The sequence below is a fragment of the Campylobacter sp. IFREMER_LSEM_CL2127 genome (genome assembly GCF_025771745.1).
In the GTDB taxonomy this organism is placed as follows: Bacteria; Campylobacterota; Campylobacteria; order Campylobacterales; family Campylobacteraceae; genus Campylobacter_D.
Window position 1 is genome coordinate 73,543 of sequence record NZ_JAKMQV010000001.1, and the last position, 16,504, is coordinate 90,046.

Annotated in this window: 17 protein-coding genes; 7 read left to right on the forward strand and 10 right to left on the reverse strand. The window is 29.3% G+C overall.

The features are described from left to right. Positions 1-8: 8 nt before the first annotated feature. Positions 9-881, reverse strand: coding sequence for a J domain-containing protein (locus L8V77_RS00430; protein WP_263702619.1), 873 nt, complete (start codon positions 879-881; stop codon positions 9-11). 150 nt (positions 882-1,031) lie between these two features. On the opposite strand from L8V77_RS00430, the gene L8V77_RS00435 reads away from it, so the two are divergent. From L8V77_RS00435 to L8V77_RS00465, 7 genes are read left to right on the forward strand one after another with little or no spacing between them, the layout of a single operon-like run. Then, complete coding sequence (locus tag L8V77_RS00435) at positions 1,032-2,450, forward strand: DegQ family serine endoprotease (protein ID WP_263706176.1); 1,419 nt, start codon at positions 1,032-1,034, stop codon at positions 2,448-2,450. A 12-nt stretch (positions 2,451-2,462) separates the two neighbouring features. After that, on the forward strand, positions 2,463-3,137 hold the full coding sequence (locus L8V77_RS00440) for a response regulator transcription factor (RefSeq protein ID WP_120759067.1): 675 nt from the start codon (positions 2,463-2,465) through the stop codon (positions 3,135-3,137). Next, positions 3,134-4,375: an ArsS family sensor histidine kinase gene (locus L8V77_RS00445; protein WP_087700579.1), complete on the forward strand. Its 1,242-nt coding sequence runs from the start codon at positions 3,134-3,136 to the stop codon at positions 4,373-4,375. The genes L8V77_RS00440 and L8V77_RS00445 overlap by 4 nt, the downstream gene beginning before the upstream one ends. Positions 4,376-4,382: 7 nt before the next feature. Then, entirely contained in the window at positions 4,383-6,410 is a 2,028-nt protein-coding gene (locus tag L8V77_RS00450) for an ATP-dependent helicase (RefSeq protein ID WP_263706179.1), read from the forward strand. Positions 6,411-6,464: 54 nt separating this feature from the next. Next, complete coding sequence (gene tpx / locus L8V77_RS00455) at positions 6,465-6,989, forward strand: thiol peroxidase (protein ID WP_012661493.1); 525 nt, start codon at positions 6,465-6,467, stop codon at positions 6,987-6,989. 39 nt (positions 6,990-7,028) lie between these two features. Beyond that, the gene (locus L8V77_RS00460) at positions 7,029-7,634 is read left to right on the forward strand and encodes a Crp/Fnr family transcriptional regulator (protein WP_263706180.1); all 606 of its coding nucleotides are present in this window, start codon (positions 7,029-7,031) and stop codon (positions 7,632-7,634) included. A 57-nt stretch (positions 7,635-7,691) separates the two neighbouring features. Then, positions 7,692-7,892 (forward strand): DUF2892 domain-containing protein, encoded by a 201-nt coding sequence (locus tag L8V77_RS00465; protein WP_012661495.1) that lies wholly within the window; start codon positions 7,692-7,694, stop codon positions 7,890-7,892. Here the strand turns inward: L8V77_RS00465 and msrA are convergent. From msrA to pepE, 9 genes are all read right to left on the reverse strand, one after another. Next, positions 7,889-8,395, reverse strand: coding sequence for a peptide-methionine (S)-S-oxide reductase MsrA (gene msrA, locus L8V77_RS00470; RefSeq protein ID WP_263706181.1), 507 nt, complete (start codon positions 8,393-8,395; stop codon positions 7,889-7,891). The two genes, L8V77_RS00465 and msrA, sit on opposite strands and share 4 nt — an antisense overlap. Further along, the gene (locus tag L8V77_RS00475) at positions 8,385-8,750 is read right to left on the reverse strand and encodes a hydrogenase maturation nickel metallochaperone HypA (RefSeq protein WP_039641489.1); all 366 of its coding nucleotides are present in this window, start codon (positions 8,748-8,750) and stop codon (positions 8,385-8,387) included. Before L8V77_RS00475 ends, msrA begins: the two co-directional genes overlap by 11 nt. Continuing rightward, positions 8,750-9,721: a hydrogenase expression/formation protein HypE gene (hypE, locus tag L8V77_RS00480; RefSeq protein ID WP_263706183.1), complete on the reverse strand. Its 972-nt coding sequence runs from the start codon at positions 9,719-9,721 to the stop codon at positions 8,750-8,752. The genes L8V77_RS00475 and hypE overlap by 1 nt, the downstream gene beginning before the upstream one ends. Before the next feature lies 1 nt (position 9,722). Next, positions 9,723-10,814 carry a hydrogenase formation protein HypD gene (gene hypD, locus L8V77_RS00485; protein WP_263706184.1) on the reverse strand — a complete coding sequence of 364 codons (1,092 nt, stop codon included), beginning with the start codon at positions 10,812-10,814 and terminating at the stop codon, positions 9,723-9,725. Further along, positions 10,801-11,082, reverse strand: a complete 282-nt coding sequence (locus tag L8V77_RS00490) for a HypC/HybG/HupF family hydrogenase formation chaperone (RefSeq protein WP_039618343.1) — start codon at positions 11,080-11,082, stop codon at positions 10,801-10,803. Before L8V77_RS00490 ends, hypD begins: the two co-directional genes overlap by 14 nt. After that, entirely contained in the window at positions 11,082-11,816 is a 735-nt protein-coding gene (gene hypB / locus L8V77_RS00495; RefSeq protein ID WP_263706185.1) for a hydrogenase nickel incorporation protein HypB, read from the reverse strand. The genes L8V77_RS00490 and hypB overlap by 1 nt, the downstream gene beginning before the upstream one ends. Positions 11,817-11,879: 63 nt before the next feature. Next, positions 11,880-14,078, reverse strand: a complete 2,199-nt coding sequence (hypF, locus tag L8V77_RS00500) for a carbamoyltransferase HypF (protein ID WP_263706186.1) — start codon at positions 14,076-14,078, stop codon at positions 11,880-11,882. After that, positions 14,059-15,573, reverse strand: a complete 1,515-nt coding sequence (locus tag L8V77_RS00505; protein ID WP_263706187.1) for a hypothetical protein — start codon at positions 15,571-15,573, stop codon at positions 14,059-14,061. Before L8V77_RS00505 ends, hypF begins: the two co-directional genes overlap by 20 nt. 101 nt (positions 15,574-15,674) lie before the next feature. Then, a complete protein-coding gene (pepE, locus tag L8V77_RS00510; protein ID WP_263706188.1) occupies positions 15,675-16,496 on the reverse strand; it encodes a dipeptidase PepE in 822 nt (273 codons plus the stop codon). Positions 16,497-16,504: the final 8 nt, after the last annotated feature.

Consider the following 16,504-nt stretch of genomic DNA (forward strand, 5'->3'; position numbering starts at 1 on the left):
TACTCCTTTTAAGGTAATTTTTCTTCTAAAATTTTTACAAATTCAGGATCAAGGCTATTAATATCAGGTATTTTTACATTTAAAATTAAATACATATCTCCATAAAGATCTGTTTTTCTATTTTGCACCCCATAGCCTTTAAGTCTGATTTTTTGATTGTTTTTTGAATTTGGTGGTATGGTGATTTTAACTTCTTTTCTTGGGGTATGTATGCTGATTTTATCTCCAAAAAGTGCTGTTTTTAAGCTAATTTCAACTTTTTTGTATAAATCATCATCTTCTCTTTCGTATTCATCACTTTTTTCAAGCTCTACCTTTAAAATCAAATCTCCTTTTTGTCCTTGAAAGCTTTTTCCCTTACCTCGTATGCGTAGCTTTTCGCCATCTTTTATACCATGTGGAATTTTGATTTTAACTTGTTCGTTATTGATATTTATAGTATGTTCACCACCTAAAATTCCTTTTTCAAAAGGAATTTTAACACTTGCTTGTAAGTCTAAATCCTCTTCAAAACCCCCAAAACCCCCAAAACCACTTCTAAAATTATTACTAGAGCTAAAGCCTCTGCCAAAACTCCCAAAGCCTCCGCCAAAAATATTATTCAAAATATCATTGATATCAGCTCCGCCTGCATTTCTTGAAAAATCATGAAAACTTTGCCCACCAAACATAGAATCACCATATCTATCATATTGAGCTCTTTTTTTCTCATCACTTAAAATTTCATAAGCGGCGTTAATTTCTTTAAATTTTTCCTCAGCACCTGCTTCTTTATTGATATCTGGGTGGTATTGTCTTGCTAATTTTCTATAAGCTTTTTTTATTTCATCTGCGCTAGCATTTTGCGAAACACCTAGTGTTTCATATAAACTATTACTCATTTTTTTATTCCTTATTTTTTATAAGATTATACCATAAACTTTAGTCTTAGTCAATCAAGTTTTATAAGTTTTAAAACTAAAGGTTTTATTTACAATTGCGTAAAAATAAAATTTTATACTTGTGTAAATTGATTTTACAAAGGATAATACATGAAAAAAACTATGGTTCTTTCTTTGGCATTAGCAACTAGTCTTTTTAGTGCTAGTATTGATTTTAAACAAGCAGATGATAATGTAAAAAGATCTTTACCAACTGATAATCAAAATACTATACTTTCTTACCATGATTCTATACAAAAAGTTAAAAATTCAGTTGTGAATATTTCAACTTCTAAAACCGTTCAAAGTAATTCCTTTGGGATTGATGATTTTTTCAATGATCCTTATTTTAAACAATTTTTTGGTTTTGATTTTCCACAAGCTCCAAAAAGTAAAAAAAATAAAAAAGAAGTAGTAAGTTCGCTTGGATCTGGTGTAATTATTTCAAGCGATGGTTATATTATAACAAATAATCATGTTATAGAAGATGCTGAAAAAATTACTGTAAATTTACCTGATTCTAGCACTGAATATAAAGCTAAATTAATCGGGGCTGATCCTAAAACAGATTTAGCAGTGATAAAAATAGAAGCAAAAAACTTACCTGCTGTGATTTTTGCTGATTCGGATAAATTATTAGAAGGTGATGTAGTATTTGCCTTGGGTAATCCTTTTGGTGTTGGAAGTAGTGTTACAAGTGGGATTATCTCGGCCTTAAATAAAAACAATATAGGTTTAAATCAATACGAAAATTTCATTCAAACGGATGCTTCAATTAATCCTGGAAATTCAGGTGGGGCTTTAGTAGATAGCAGAGGGGCTTTAGTCGGGATAAATTCAGCCATACTTTCAAGAAGTGGTGGAAATAATGGCATAGGCTTTGCAATCCCTTCTAATATGGCAAAATCTATTGCACAAAAACTTATAGAACATGGAAAAATTGAAAGAGGATATTTAGGTGTAGTTATAGGAGCTTTAACTCAAGATATTAAAAAAGCTTATACTAATCAAGAAGGAGCTTTAATAACAGAAGTTCAAAAAGACTCAGCAGCTTATAATGCGGGATTAAAAAGAGGTGATTTGATTATAAAAGTAGATAAAACTGCGATTAAAAGCCCTATGGATTTAAAAAATTATATAGGAAGTATTGATCCAAAACAAGCTATAGAGGTAACTTATGAAAGAGATAATAAAGTTAAAACAGCTAAATTTATGCTAAAAACAGATGAAAAATCGCTACAATATGAAAAAGGTTATATTGATGGTTTAAAATTAGTAGAGCTTGATTCTAAAAATAAACAACAATACCGCATACCTGAAAATATTAGTGGTATTTTAATCACTGAAGTTACTCCAAAATCAAAAGCAGAAAAAATAGGCTTTGAGCAAGGTGATATTATTATAGGTATTGATCAATATGAAGTTTCAAATTTTAAAGAATTATCTAAGGCTTTAGAATTAAATAAAGGCAAAGAATATGTTAAAATTTGGATTAATAGAGGTGGTATGGTTAGAGCTTTACTTTTTTAAGAAAGGAAGAAAATGACAAATATTTTAATGATAGAAGATGATTTAGAATTAGCTGAGATTATAGCTGAATATTTAGAGCAATTTGATATGAAAGTAGATATTGCTCATGAACCTTATATAGGTCTTTCAAGACTTGCTTTAAATCCTTATGATTTAATCATTTTAGATTTAAGCTTGCCTGGACTTGATGGACTTGAAGTGTGTGAAGAAATTCGTAAAAAATATGATACACCTATTATCATTTCAAGTGCAAGACATGATATTAGTGATAAGGTTACAGCTCTTGATTTGGGTGCAGATGATTATTTACCAAAACCATATAATCCTCAAGAGCTTCAAGCAAGGATTAAAAGTCATTTAAGAAGAATTTCAAATACAAAAACCGCTCAAGCTCAAGTTAAAAAAGATCTTGTATATGATAAATATAAACATACTATCACTATGAAAGATCAAGAAATTAGCTTTACCAATGCTGAATTTGATATTTTGAGTTATTTAATTAAAAAAGAAGGTGGAGTGGTGAGTCGTGAAGAACTTGTGTATAATTGTAGCTCTATTAGTGAAGATTCTAGCAATAAAAGTATAGATGTAATCATTAGCAGAATCAGACAAAAAATCGGAGATGATCCTAAAACTCCAAAATACATTCATTCAATCAGAGGTATAGGGTATAAATTAACTCAATGAATAAATCATCAATTTTTTATACCATAACCTTTGTTTTTTTGCTTGCTAGTGTTAGTGTGATTTTGGCATTTTTATGGCTTATAAAATATGATCAGCAAAATTACACTAATGAGCTTAATGCGAAATATTCTTTTATAGCTAATGCAAGATTATTGTATTTTAACCATGTAATTAGCGAAAAAGAATTTTATGAGCAAACAAAAAATTACAAAATGATAGAACTAACAACCCCATCTTCTATAAGAAAAATCATCTACAAAGCTGAAACCATAGCACGCGCTCAAACTAGCACAGGTGTAGTTGAAATCATTACTTTAGAAGATAATGTATATTTAAAAATCATTTTTGATGGTAAGCTTTATTTGTACAAAGATTTAGAATATCAAGGTTATCGTTATTTTGTGATTAAGCTTATTGCTAGTATAGTGGTAATGGTTTTATTGATTTTATATATTTTTATCATTAGAAAATTAAAACCACTTAGAGCTTTAAAAAGACAAATAGATAAATTTGGCGAAAATAAACTCAATGAAATTCAAAATGTCAGTAAAGGCAATGATGAAATTTCTCAAGTAGCAACAGCCTTTTATGAGTCTATTTTGAGAATTCAAAAACTAAACACTTCAAGGCAATTTTTCTTAAGAAATATTATGCATGAGTTAAAAACACCTATTACTAAAGGTTTAATTACTTTAGAAATGCTTGAAGATAGCAAATATAAAGAAAGATTAGTGGGTGCTTTTAATCGTTTGGAAATTTTGATTAATGAATTTGCAGCCATTGAACAAATTACTTCAGGTGCTGGTTTGATTAATTTAAAAAAATACAATATCTTAGATCTTTTAGATGAAGCTAAAGATATAGCTATGAGTGATGATGAAAAGGTAAAAATTAGTATCAAAGAAAGTTTTAGCGTCAATGTGGATTTTAAACTTTTTACTACTGCGATGAAAAATATGATAGATAATGCAACAAAATACTCTGATGAAAATTGCGTTACTATAGAAATAACTAAAGATTATCTTTGCTTTAAAAACAAAGGAAAAGCCTTAGATAAAGACTTAAAATACTACACTCAAGCCTTTACGCAAGGAAAGAAAAACAAAGATAGTTTTGGACTTGGATTATATATTGTTAAGACTATTTTAGATTCTCATAAACTTACGCTTTATTATGAATATAAAGATGGTATCAATCATTTTTATTTTAATGATATACAAAATATAATTTTAAACTAGGAAGCTCATGCCCTTATCGCGTTTAAATGAAGAACAATACAAAGCTGCTAGTGCTCCTTTTGGGCACAATCTAATCATAGCAAGTGCAGGCACAGGTAAAACTTCAACCATAGTTGCAAGAATAGCCTTTTTACTTCAAAATGGTATAAAGCCTGAAAAAATTATGCTTTTAACCTTTACAAACAAAGCTAGTAAAGAAATGATAGAAAGACTTGGCAGGTATTTTGATAAAAGCATTACTTCAAAAATCACAGCAGGAACTTTTCATAGCACTGCTTATTCTTTGCTTAAAGAATTAAATCATGATATTATTTTAAAACCTGCTAGTGAGCTTAAAATTCTTTTGCGTTCCATTTTTGAAAAACGTACTTTTCATCATTTAAGTGATACTAAACCTTATATGCCAAGTTATTTGTATGATGTGTATTCTTTATTTCAAAATACTAATGCAAACTTAGATGAATTTTATAATTGGTTTTGTCAAAATTATGATGAACAAGCTGTTTATGCTGAAATTTATGAAGATATTTTAAAAGAATACGAAGAAGAAAAAGCACGTTTTAACTATGTGGATTTTAATGATTTATTGATCAAATTAAAACATGTTTTAGCTTCACATCATTTTGAATTTGATGAGATTTTAGTAGATGAGTACCAAGATACTAATACTTTACAAGGTTCATTAATTGATGCTTTTAAAAGTAAAAGTTTATTTTGTGTGGGGGATTATGATCAAAGTATCTATGCTTTTAATGGAGCTGATATTTCTATTATAGGAAGTTTTAAAGATAGATTTGTCGATGCAAATATTTTTACTTTAAATAAAAACTATCGTTCTAGTAAAAATATACTTGCGCTAGCTAATAAGGTAATCTTAAACAATGAAAGATTATATCCTAAAGAATTGATTGTAACTAGAGAAGGAGATTTTAAAGCGCCAAGTTTGCTAACTTTTAATGAATTATTTGATCAATACTCTACCATAGCAAAAATAATCTTACAAAGTGGGGTTAATCTTGATGAAATCGCTGTTATTTTTAGAAACAATTCTAGTGCAGATGGAGTAGAAGTTGCCTTAAGAGAACTTGGTATAGCAAGCAAAAGAAAAGGTGGGGGAAGCTTTTTTGAAAGCTTGGAAGTTAAAAACTTTTGCTCTATGCTTGCAATCGTGCTTAATCCAAAAGATATCATGGCTTTTATACATTTACTTGAATACACCAAAGGGGTTGGTGGGGTTTTAGCAAAAGATATTTTTGACGCTTTATTAAAACTGGGACATTCTAGTTTGATTAAAGGTTTTTTAAATCCTGATAATAGTGTGAGTTTAAAAAAATACAAAAAACAAAGTTACCAACTAGGACTTTTTGATGATATTGAGGAGCTAGCCTCGCCTTCAAGATTTAATCTAAAAAGTGAATTTAACACCCACCCTATTTTAAGCCTTCCTAAAATCAACGAGCTTTGTGCGAAAAATCTTGAAAAAATTTATCTTTTTATTAAAAAAGCAAGCGAGTGTAAGGTTTCAACTCAGCTTGTAAATTTAATCTTAGAAAATGATTATTTTAAAGAAATTTGTGATATTTTAGCAACCAAGAGAGCGACTAATAAAAACTCCAATGTTGATTTAAATAAAAAAAATGAAATTTTAGAAAAAATCAATGCAAAAATGTTTGTATTAAAAGAACTTGCTAAAAATTACAGTGATAATTATAAATATTATAATTTTCTTACTCTTGGTGCTAGTGAAATGAGTAGTGGTAGCGGGGTTAATCTTTTAAGCATACATGCTAGTAAGGGGCTTGAGTTTGAGCTTGTATTTGTAATTGATCTTGCACAAGGAAGATTTCCTAATCAAAAACTCATGAGCATGGGTGGAAGTTTGGAAGAAGAAAGAAGGCTTTTTTATGTAGCTGTAACTAGAGCTAAGGATACTTTATACTTAAGCTATGCAAAATATGACAAGATTAAAAAAAGCAATTATCAACCCTCGTGTTTTCTAATCGAAGCAGGTATATGCAAAGAAGAACAAAAATAAGACTTTATTAATCTTTTTATATTATGATTAATAAAAATCATTCAAGGAGAAAAGATGAATAGTGTATTATTCAAAGGAAATAAAGTAAATCTAAAAGGAAACAACATCCAAGTTGGCGATATGGCTCCAAATATCACCTTAAAAGCTAAAGATCTTTCAGGTGTTGAAATTGCCCCAAAAGGCAAAACTCAAATTATTATCAGCGTACCAAGCCTTGATACTCCAGTATGTGCAACTGAAGCTAGAGAATTTAATAAAAAAGCAGCAGCAAGCGGTGTAGAAGTAATTGTAGTTAGTATGGACTTACCATTTGCTATGGGTCGTTTTTGCTCAACTGAAGGTATAGATAATTTAACTGTTGCAAGTGATTTTGTTTCTAAAGAATTTGGTGAAAAATATGGTGTTTTAATGGCTGATGGTCCACTTGAGGGAATTTTAGCTAGAGCAGTGTTTGTAGTTAAAGATGGTGTGGTTGCTTATAAAGAATTAGTAAATGAAGTAACAGAACTTCCAAATATGCAAGCTTTAGAAAGCTTCTTTGGTCAAAGTTGTGGATGTGGTGGTTGTGGTTGCCACTAAAATTTAAAAGCCTTTTATAGGCTTTTAAAATTTAAAAACATGAAAAATTTTCTTTCTCGTTTTGAAATAGAAAAACAAGATCTCAAACTTATACAAGAGCACTTACAAATAATAAACATCGAAAAAGACTTTAAGGTCAATGATAAATGTTTAGGATTTATAAAAATTTTAAAAGGTGAGCTTAGAGCTTTTATTTTAACCCCAAATGCAAAAGAAATAACACTTTTTCACCTTAAAGAAAATGACGAATGCGTTATTTGCTCTGAGTGTAATATGGATGGCATATCTTATGATGTTTTTATACAAAGTACTCAAAATACAAGTATAGCCATCATCCCCTCTTCAACTTTTCAAATTTTAAAAGAAAAATATCCAAAAATTAATAATTATGTTTTAAGTTTAATCACCAAGCGTTTTAATACCTTAATCAAAGTTCTAGAACAAGCTTTATTTATGCCTTTATCTTCTAGAATTTGTGATTTTTTGAAAGAAAATGCTAGCAACAATACTTTAAAAATTACCCATGAAGCTTTAGCTAATCACTTAGGAAGCGCCAGAGAAGCCGTTTCAAGAATTTTAAAAGAATTAGAAAAAGAAGGTAAAATCAAACTTGAAAGATCTAAAATAATACTAATTTCTTTGTAACTTTATCACAGAAATACTTTTAAAATTTATTTATAATATCAACAAAAAGGAGAAATTATGAGTAAATTAGAAAGAGTGCTAAGAATAGCTTTAGCCATAGTGGCGTTTTCTTTAGGAGTTTATTTTTCAACTTGGTGGGGATTATTGGGTTTAATTCCTTTATTAACAGGTATTTTTGCTGTTTGTCCTATAAGAGTGCTTAGTGGAAAACAAGCTTGTCCACTTGGGGTTTGCCCTATTTCTAAAAAGAAAAATTAGGAATGATTTACTAGTTTTTCTAGCTTTGGTGTAATAACAAATCTACAATAAGCTTGGCTGGGATTATTTTTAAAATATTTTTGATGATAATCCTCAGCCTTATAAAATTTTTCTAATTTTAAAATTTGTGTAACTATGGCTTTAGTGTAATATTTTTGTACTTTTTGTAAAAAATCACTAATGATTTTTAACTCCTCATTAGTTTGATAAAAAATAACTGATCTATATTGCATCCCTTTATCAGCACCTTGTTTATCTAGGCTTGTTGGATCATGCATTTTGAGAAAAATTTCTAAGATTTTTTCTAATGAAATTTGTTTTTCATCATAAATTATCTTAGCTACTTCTATATTTCCATCGCCATTTATCACGCTTTTATAACTTGGATTTGGCTTACCACCGCTATAACCTACTTCTGTATAAACTACACCTTTAATTTCATCAAACACAGCTTGAGTACACCAAAAACAACCTGCACCTAAAATGATTTCTTTATTTGTCATTGTTTTCTAAATCCTCGTTTTCTTTTAAAACAAGTTGCATAAGATAAAGTTCTTCCCCATCTATGATTTTTAAATCTTTATCTTCGCATTTTGGGCACCAAAAGATATTATTTTCAAGCACTCCACTAAAATGGCATTTTTGACACTCAACTACTACTTCTTGAATATGCATAATAAATTTAGCATTTTTACATAAGGGACTATTTTCTTTAAAAGTTTCAAAGCTTCTTTGTAAAAGTGGAGGCTCAACCCCACTTAAGCGCCCTATTTTAACATGCACTTCTTCAATAATTTTTCCTTGAGCATATTCTTCGCAAAGCTCTAGTAATGATTCTGTAATACTTAACTCATGCATTAGCAAATTCTTGGTAAAAGTTCGCCTTTTGGAGCCTCTAAAATGCGTTTTGCTCTATAAGCATTTTCTAAAACCACTCTTGCTTTTTCATTAGCTGTGATTTCACCTATAATAGCTGCATTAGCATTGAATTGTTTTAAAATTTCTAATGCTTTTTGCTCATCTTTTTTATCTACACAAATAATAAAAGTTCCTTCATTTGCAAGCTCATAAGGCTCATATCCAAAAAGCTCACAAACCCCTAAAACTTCATCATAAACTGGAATTTTTTCTTCATATATTAAAAGCTCTAAATTACTTAATTTAGCCCATTCATTTAAAACCGCACTAAGTCCACCACGCGTAGCATCACGCATTGCTTTTATAGAAATATCTGCATTTAAAAGTGTTAAAACTTCATCTTTTAAGCTTTTACAATCACTTTGGATATTTGCCTCTAAATTATTTCTTTCAACCAAAACCGCACAACCATGAGCTCCAATATCCCTTGAAACTAAGATACTACAACCACTTTTTAATTCTTTGGTATTGATTTTTTGTATATTTTTACCTATACATGAAGTATTAATATATATTTCATCGCCTTTATTTTTAGGAACAACTTTAGTATCCCCACAAACTAGTTTTACTCCTGCTTTATCACATTCTTCTTTTATAGATTTTAGTATAATTTTTAACTTTTCTATCTCAAAACCCTCTTCTAAAATCAAAGCTAGTGATAAATATAGCGGTTTTGCTCCCACCATTAATACATCATTTACGCTACCACAAACTGCTAATTTTCCTATATTTATATCTTTTAAAAAGATAGGATTTAGTACAAAAGAATCGGTGCTAAAAGCTAAATCATCTAAAATAGCAGCGTCATTTGCTTCTTTTAAAACATCATTTTCAAAAATAGAAAAAATTTCATTTATCAAAGCATTCATTTCTTCGCCACCACCACCGTGGGCTAGAGTAATTTGTTTCATTTTATGCCTTATCTTGATAGTATTTATAATAAGCCGCACAAGCTCCTTCACTAGAAACCATACAGCTACCTATAGGATTTTTTGGAGTGCAAGCTTTTGCAAACACCTTACAATCATAAGGCTTAGCTAAGCCTCTTAAAATTTGACCACAAATACAAGCTTTACTCTCATCTTTACTTTGCACTTTACAATCAAACACTTTGCTAGCATCTAAGTGCGCAAATTCATCTTTTAAACAAAGCCCACCATTTACAATCACTCCAAGACCTCTAAATTCAAAATCACAAGGTTTAAAGTATTTTTCTACTAAAGCCTTAGCTTTTAAATTTCCTTCTTTACTAACTACTCTGTGATATTCATTATAAACTTCAAAAGTATTTGCATTCATTTGCTCTACTATATTTAACACACTAAGCATTATATCAACTGGCTCAAAACCACTCACTGCTATAGGAGTTTTGTATTTTTTAGCAATAGGTTCATAAATGTTTGACCCTGTGATAACGCTTACATGAGAAGGCCCCAAAAAGGCGTCAATTTTTACATTTTCATCTTGCATGATAGCTTCTACTGCAGGTGGAACTAATACATGATTAATATGAAAAAATAGATTTTTTAAATTTAAGGCTATACTTTTTTCTATAATCACCCCACTCATAGGTGTAGTTGTCTCAAAACCTATGGCAAAAAAGATTATATTTTTTTCAGGATTTTTTATGGCTATATCTATCACATCCAAAGGTGTATAAAGTGCTCTAATATTAGCCCCTTTAGCTCTAAGATCAATTAAGCTTTCATAACTTCCTGGCACTTTAAGCATATCGCCTAATACACAAAAGATAGCATTTGGCATACTTGCAAGCTTTAAAGCCACATCAATACGCTCTCTTGGCATAACACACACAGGACAGCCTGGGCCATGAACAAAATTAATTTCTTTGGGTAATAAATCAGGCAAACCAAATTTCATAATACTATGCGTATGTCCACCACAAATTTCCATGATATTAATAGGCTTAGTAATTTTAGAAGCAATAAGTTCTTTTAGGGCTAAAATTCTTTCTTTATCTCTAAAATCATTAATTAAATCCATTTTTTAACCCCATATCGCCTTCGTTTTCATCAATTTGCCCATTTTGCATTTTCTCTGCTATATCAGTATAAATTTTTAAACTCTCTTGCGCAGCTTGAGTGTCGATTTTTTCCATAGCAAAACCCACATGTATAAGCACATAATCGCCTACCTTTAAAGGTTCGCTTATCAAGTCTAAACTCACCCTTCTTTTAACCCCTAAAGTTTCTACTATAGCTGAATTTAGCTCATCAATTTCTAAAATTTTAGAAGGTATAGAAAGACACATTAGCTAAGCTCCTTTTTCATTTTTAGATAATTTATCCAAAGATCAAATCCTGTTTTTGTTTTGCTATCTAAAATCATAATATCTATTTTAGGATTTAGTCTTTTAGCAGCCATAGAAGCTGCTTTGAAATCAAAGTCAAAATGCTGAGCTAAATCGGCTTTAGTAATGACTAATAAATCAGCCTTTCTAAACATCACTGGATATTTTTCTACCTTATCGCTACCTTCTGTTACTGAAAGTAAAACTACATTTAAATGTTCGCCTAAATCATAACTTGCAGGACATACTAAATTTCCCACATTTTCAACAAATACTATATCAAGTTCGCTAAGTTTAAAATGATGTAAAGCTTCATGCACCATAAAAGCATCTAAATGACAAGTTTGTCCTGTGGTGATTTGATGAGCTAAGCCTCCTGCTTTGATAATGCGGTTTGCATCATTATTAGTCTCTAAATCCCCTTCAACCACGGCTATTTTTAAATCACCTTTTAAAGTTTTTATAGTTTCTTCTAAAAGTGTTGTTTTACCGCTTCCTGGAGAACTCATTAGATTAATACAAAGAGTATTATACTTATTGAAATGCTCTCTATTATGAGCTGCTTGATGATCATTTTTTGATAAAATTTTACTAATAACATTAATAGTTTTTTCATCTTTTAAAGCTGGATTTTCATGATGGTGATCATGATGATGTTCATGTCCATTAATAGAACAGCCACAATCTTTACACATAATCTTTCCTTTATATTTTTATTTTATTGTATATAAAAAAGTATTAAAAAAATATGAGTTTTATTAAGTTTTTAAAGATAAATAATGCACAAGTTGCCCAAGTGCAATAGAGCTATCATTGCAAGGAAATTGCAAAGAAGTCTTATAAGTGAATTTTTTTCGATCTAAAATTTCAAGTAAGGTTTTATTTTGAAATACCCCACCACACAAAAGCACTTCTTCTTTAAAATCTTTTGAATATTCTATAATTAAATTTGCAATGCCATTAAGTAAACCTGTGCTAATTTTAATTTTATCTTTATCTTCTAAAGCTTGCAAAAAGGCATTTTTAAAGCAAATTTCTTTTTCATGGATATCAAATTTGTAACTATAATCAAGATTTTTATCATAATATTTTTCCATCAAAAGTCCAATTTGTGCTTCATAATCAAGCTTTTGTATATCAAAAGCAAAAGCGCCAAAAGCATCGATGATCCTGCCAAGAGAACTCGTATATAAAGAGCTTTGAGTGTGAATTTTTTTAAGATTGTTTAATTTTACTTGAGAAAAATTAGCTAAAAACTCGCTAGCTTTGTTTTCCAAATTAAAATCAAAAATCAAAGCTAAAGCTAAATTTGTGATATTTTTAATATCTGCATTAATTAGTTTGAAATTTTTAAAATGATTTAACCTTTCATAGTTTTTTAAATTCGCTCTAAAAATCTCACCACCCCAAATTTTTCCATCATTTCCATAACCTGTTCCATCAAAAACAAAAGCTAAAACATCATTTTTGTAAATTTTGTGTTCAAATAAACAAGCACACAAATGTGCATAGTGATGTTGCACGCGAAAATTTTTATAATCTTTAAATTCTTTTACATAGTTAAATTGTGGGTGTTTATCGCTTAAAATCTGATCAAAATTTAGTTTATAAGAGTTTTGAAAGAAAGTTAAAATTTTAAAAAATCTCTCTTGTATGTCTAAACTTTTCATATCGCCTATATAAGGAGAAATGAAAATTTGATTTTTAAAAAAACAAGCAAATTCGTTTTTTAACTCACTTCCTAGAGCTAGAATATTTTCTTTTGCATTAAAAATATCTGCTGTATTGATATAAAGTGGGTTAAGACCCCTTGAAGTCCTTAAAAACATTACTTCTTTACCAATAACTTGAGCAATGCTATCATCGCTTGAATTGTGTATTGCTCTATCATAATCAAGATAAAAATCAAACACATCACTAAGTTGCTCTAAAAGTTTTGTTTCTTCATAAATAATGCTTTGTGAGCTTAAATTGGCACTTGTTGCAATGATAGGTTTTTTAAAATGTTCAAAAAGCATTAAATGCGTTCCCATATAAGCTAACATAATACCTATTTTATTAGTATCTGGTGCTAAGCTTTTATGGATATTTTTGCTATTTAAAATAACTATGGGTTTTAAATTTGAAGTTAAAAGTTTTGCCTCAGCTTCATTAATAAAAGCTAATTCTTGAGCCATTTTAAGATCTTTTACCATAATAGCAAAAGGCTTTTTAGAGCGATTTTTACGTATTCTAAGTTCATTTATAGCATTTTCATTTGTACTATCACAAATTAAATGAAACCCACCCATACCTTTAAAAGCTATGGTTTTACCTTCTTCTAAAAGCTTTGCAAGCAAGATAAAAGCTTTTTCATCTTTGGCTAAAATATTTTGATTTTTATCTTTTAAAAAAATAGTAATTTTACATTTTGGGCATGAGAGTGGTTGGGCATGAAAACGACGATTAGTAGGATCTTCATACTCGCTTTGACAAAAAGAACACATTTTAAACTCATCCATAGTCGTATTAACTCTATCATATGGAAGTTTTTTTATAATAGAAAATCTTGGCCCACAATTTGTACAAGTGATGAAAGGATATTTAAAACGCGGATTTTTCTCATCATAAAATTCATTATAACAATCCTCACAAAGAGCAAAATCACTTAAAATCGGGCTAAATTTTTCACTATCTTGTGAAGTACTTATACTAAATTCATTATAAGTTTTTTGAAGTTTTTTATAAGAAAAGCTAAAATCATCTATCCTAGCTAAAGGTGGTAAATTAGCAAAAAGTTTTTCTTTAAAAATTTCTAATTCATCATTGCTACACTCAAGGATTATAACAACGCCTAAGCTATTATTATAAACTTCACCTTTTAAATTAAGCTCTTTAGCTATATTAAAAACAAAAGGACGAAAGCCAACGCCTTGCACTAGCCCTTTAATGTGAATTTCATATCCAAAGTGGGACATCGCTTAACTTAAAAAATGGTATGTGTTTAAATACATTTTTACTAAGGCTTTTATGTTCAAACAAGCTCCCACTAAGCACGGCACAATCAACTTGCTCTTTAGCCTTTAAATCATCAAATAAATCTCTTAAAAAATACGCCAAACTCTCAACAACACCTAAGGCTATGATTTGATTTTCTACTCCAGCAAGCTTAAAACTCATCACGCTTCTTAAGGTCTTAGTATAATCAAATTCTTTTTGCTCATTAAGCTTAAAATCTATCCTAACACCTTTTGCCATTTTACTCTCATCTGCTAAAGCTAAAAGCGCTAATGCTGCTTTTTTCTCGTCTTCACCAAGCTCTAAAATCATCCCTACCATGCCAAAAAGATTAAAAAAATTATTAGCCATATTTAGTTCTTTTCGCACTAGGATAAATTCTTTTTCATAATTAGCTAATAATCTCTTAGCAACATCATCTTGACTTATAGTTTCATAAAACTCATCAAAGCTTTTTGGTAAATTTAGTTTTAAAAGATTGATTTCTTTATCGAGTAAAATAATATCATCATATTTTTTACTAAGTTCTAAAAGCAAAGGCTTTTTGTCTTTAAAATCAGACAATATACAAGAAATTCTTGCAAAATTTTTATCTTCTTTTTGAAAAATCAAATTTTTAAACTCAGGTAAAATATAATCATAACCCCTACAAACTACTAGCTCATTTTCGATTAAAGCCACTTCAAAATCATCTTCAAAATGTTCTAGCTTTTTAAAATTTAAAAACTTAATTCCTTCTTTTTCAAGCTCAAAACATAAGGCAAATAAGAAAAGATTATCATATATTTTTATTTTAAAATATTCATGATTTAATTGATGATTTTGTCTAAAAATAGCATTAAATTTAAGCTTCATTAGAGGTTTTTCAACCCCTGCTAAAATTTTAAACTGCTCGTTATTACAAGAAAAAAACACATTGATATGCTTTGGATCGCTTGGCATTAAAAAATCATCTAATGCTTCATTAAAAATTTCAAAAGCATATATTCCTTTTGAGTTTTTAAAATATATTTTTTCTTTGTTTTTTAATTTTTCCAAGGCTTTTTTTAAATTATCGCAGAAATTTTCTTTAGTGATTTTTATAAAATCCTCTTCTATCTTAAACTCTTCTTCTACAAAAACATCCCATTCATTTTCTACAAGCTCGCCATTAGTATAAGCATTTGCATTGAGTCTTGTTAAAAAACTTCTTTTGGTGAAAGTTTTTTCTTTTTTTATAGGTGTAAAATCTTCTTCTATAACTTTTAAGTCAAATTTGTTTAAAAAAACACTATGGCTGATATTTTCTAAATTAGAACAAAAGGCTTGAATTTCATCTTTTTCGCCTTTAATTTTAATGATGATTTTTTCATCTTTTTGCTCATAATCATACACATAATCTTTAGCATAATAAGCTAACAAATACTCAAAAATATCGTTTTTAGATTTATAATCAAAAGTAATTTCTAAAAGCAAGTTAAAAACCTTAAAATTAAATTTTTTAAAGCATAAATATAACAATTTTAATTCTAAGGAAAGCTTAAACAAGCTATCTAAAATATAGATAGCTTATTATTTTAGTAGTTAAATTCAGAACCGATAGCGATTTTTTGAATTTCTTTTTTGTTTTCAAGTTTTAAAAGTGGAGCATTTTTATCCATACCTAAAACTTTTGCTTTTTTGCCATCAAGTAACAATGCAACACCTTCAGGCAAAGCATAAACAACTACTTTAGGATTAACAATCAAAAACTCTTCTAATCTTTCCTCACGACTTTCACCATTATGTCCTACTGGCTTACCTGAGATAAAATGTGGATTGATTTGATGAGGGAAGATATTAAAAGTGTTGAATGATTTTGGTTCAACTATAGGCATATCATTAGTTGTCATCATAGTTGCACCTGCTACATTTGAGCCTGCTGACCAGCCAACATAAGGCACACCCTCGCTTACTCTTTTTGCAATGAGTTCAACTAGGTTATTATTGTAAAGTTGATTTACAAGTTCAAAAGTATTTCCGCCTCCTACAAAAATAGCATCAGCACTTTTAACAATATCAACAGCATTACCTCTATGTACACTAATTATTTGAAGTCCTAAACTTTCTAAAGCTTTAGCAACTTGTGCTTCATATTGTTCATAAGTTTTTCTAACACCTGCATAAGGTATAAATGCTACTTTTTTACCTTTTAAGTTATTTTTTTCAACAAATTCTTTAAGCCAAGGTAAAGCATGGTTTAAATACCCAGTGTCTTTATAGCCTGAACTTGAGAGCAATAAAGCTTTTTGCTTATCTTTTGGAAAATCAACCACATCATTAGCATTTAAAGCCACACCGCTAAAAAGCATAGCAGCTAAACCAAGAGCACCTACTTTTAACAAATTTCTTCTTTTCATTGTTTTTC

Excerpts from the sequence above, each read along its gene's own strand:
- L8V77_RS00430 (WP_263702619.1), bottom strand. The coding sequence starts at position 881 with ATGAGTAATAGTTTATATGAAACACTAGGTGTTTCGCAAAATGCTAGC.
- L8V77_RS00435 (WP_263706176.1), top strand. The coding sequence starts at position 1,032 with ATGAAAAAAACTATGGTTCTTTCTTTGGCATTAGCAACTAGTCTTTTT.
- L8V77_RS00440 (WP_120759067.1), top strand. The coding sequence starts at position 2,463 with ATGACAAATATTTTAATGATAGAAGATGATTTAGAATTAGCTGAGATT.
- L8V77_RS00445 (WP_087700579.1), top strand. The coding sequence starts at position 3,134 with ATGAATAAATCATCAATTTTTTATACCATAACCTTTGTTTTTTTGCTT.
- L8V77_RS00450 (WP_263706179.1), top strand. The coding sequence starts at position 4,383 with ATGCCCTTATCGCGTTTAAATGAAGAACAATACAAAGCTGCTAGTGCT.
- tpx (WP_012661493.1), top strand. The coding sequence starts at position 6,465 with ATGAATAGTGTATTATTCAAAGGAAATAAAGTAAATCTAAAAGGAAAC.
- L8V77_RS00460 (WP_263706180.1), top strand. The coding sequence starts at position 7,029 with ATGAAAAATTTTCTTTCTCGTTTTGAAATAGAAAAACAAGATCTCAAA.
- L8V77_RS00465 (WP_012661495.1), top strand. The coding sequence starts at position 7,692 with ATGAGTAAATTAGAAAGAGTGCTAAGAATAGCTTTAGCCATAGTGGCG.
- msrA (WP_263706181.1), bottom strand. The coding sequence starts at position 8,395 with ATGACAAATAAAGAAATCATTTTAGGTGCAGGTTGTTTTTGGTGTACT.
- L8V77_RS00475 (WP_039641489.1), bottom strand. The coding sequence starts at position 8,750 with ATGCATGAGTTAAGTATTACAGAATCATTACTAGAGCTTTGCGAAGAA.
- hypE (WP_263706183.1), bottom strand. The coding sequence starts at position 9,721 with ATGAAACAAATTACTCTAGCCCACGGTGGTGGTGGCGAAGAAATGAAT.
- hypD (WP_263706184.1), bottom strand. The coding sequence starts at position 10,814 with ATGGATTTAATTAATGATTTTAGAGATAAAGAAAGAATTTTAGCCCTA.
- L8V77_RS00490 (WP_039618343.1), bottom strand. The coding sequence starts at position 11,082 with ATGTGTCTTTCTATACCTTCTAAAATTTTAGAAATTGATGAGCTAAAT.
- hypB (WP_263706185.1), bottom strand. The coding sequence starts at position 11,816 with ATGTGTAAAGATTGTGGCTGTTCTATTAATGGACATGAACATCATCAT.
- hypF (WP_263706186.1), bottom strand. The coding sequence starts at position 14,078 with ATGTCCCACTTTGGATATGAAATTCACATTAAAGGGCTAGTGCAAGGC.
- pepE (WP_263706188.1), bottom strand. The coding sequence starts at position 16,496 with ATGAAAAGAAGAAATTTGTTAAAAGTAGGTGCTCTTGGTTTAGCTGCT.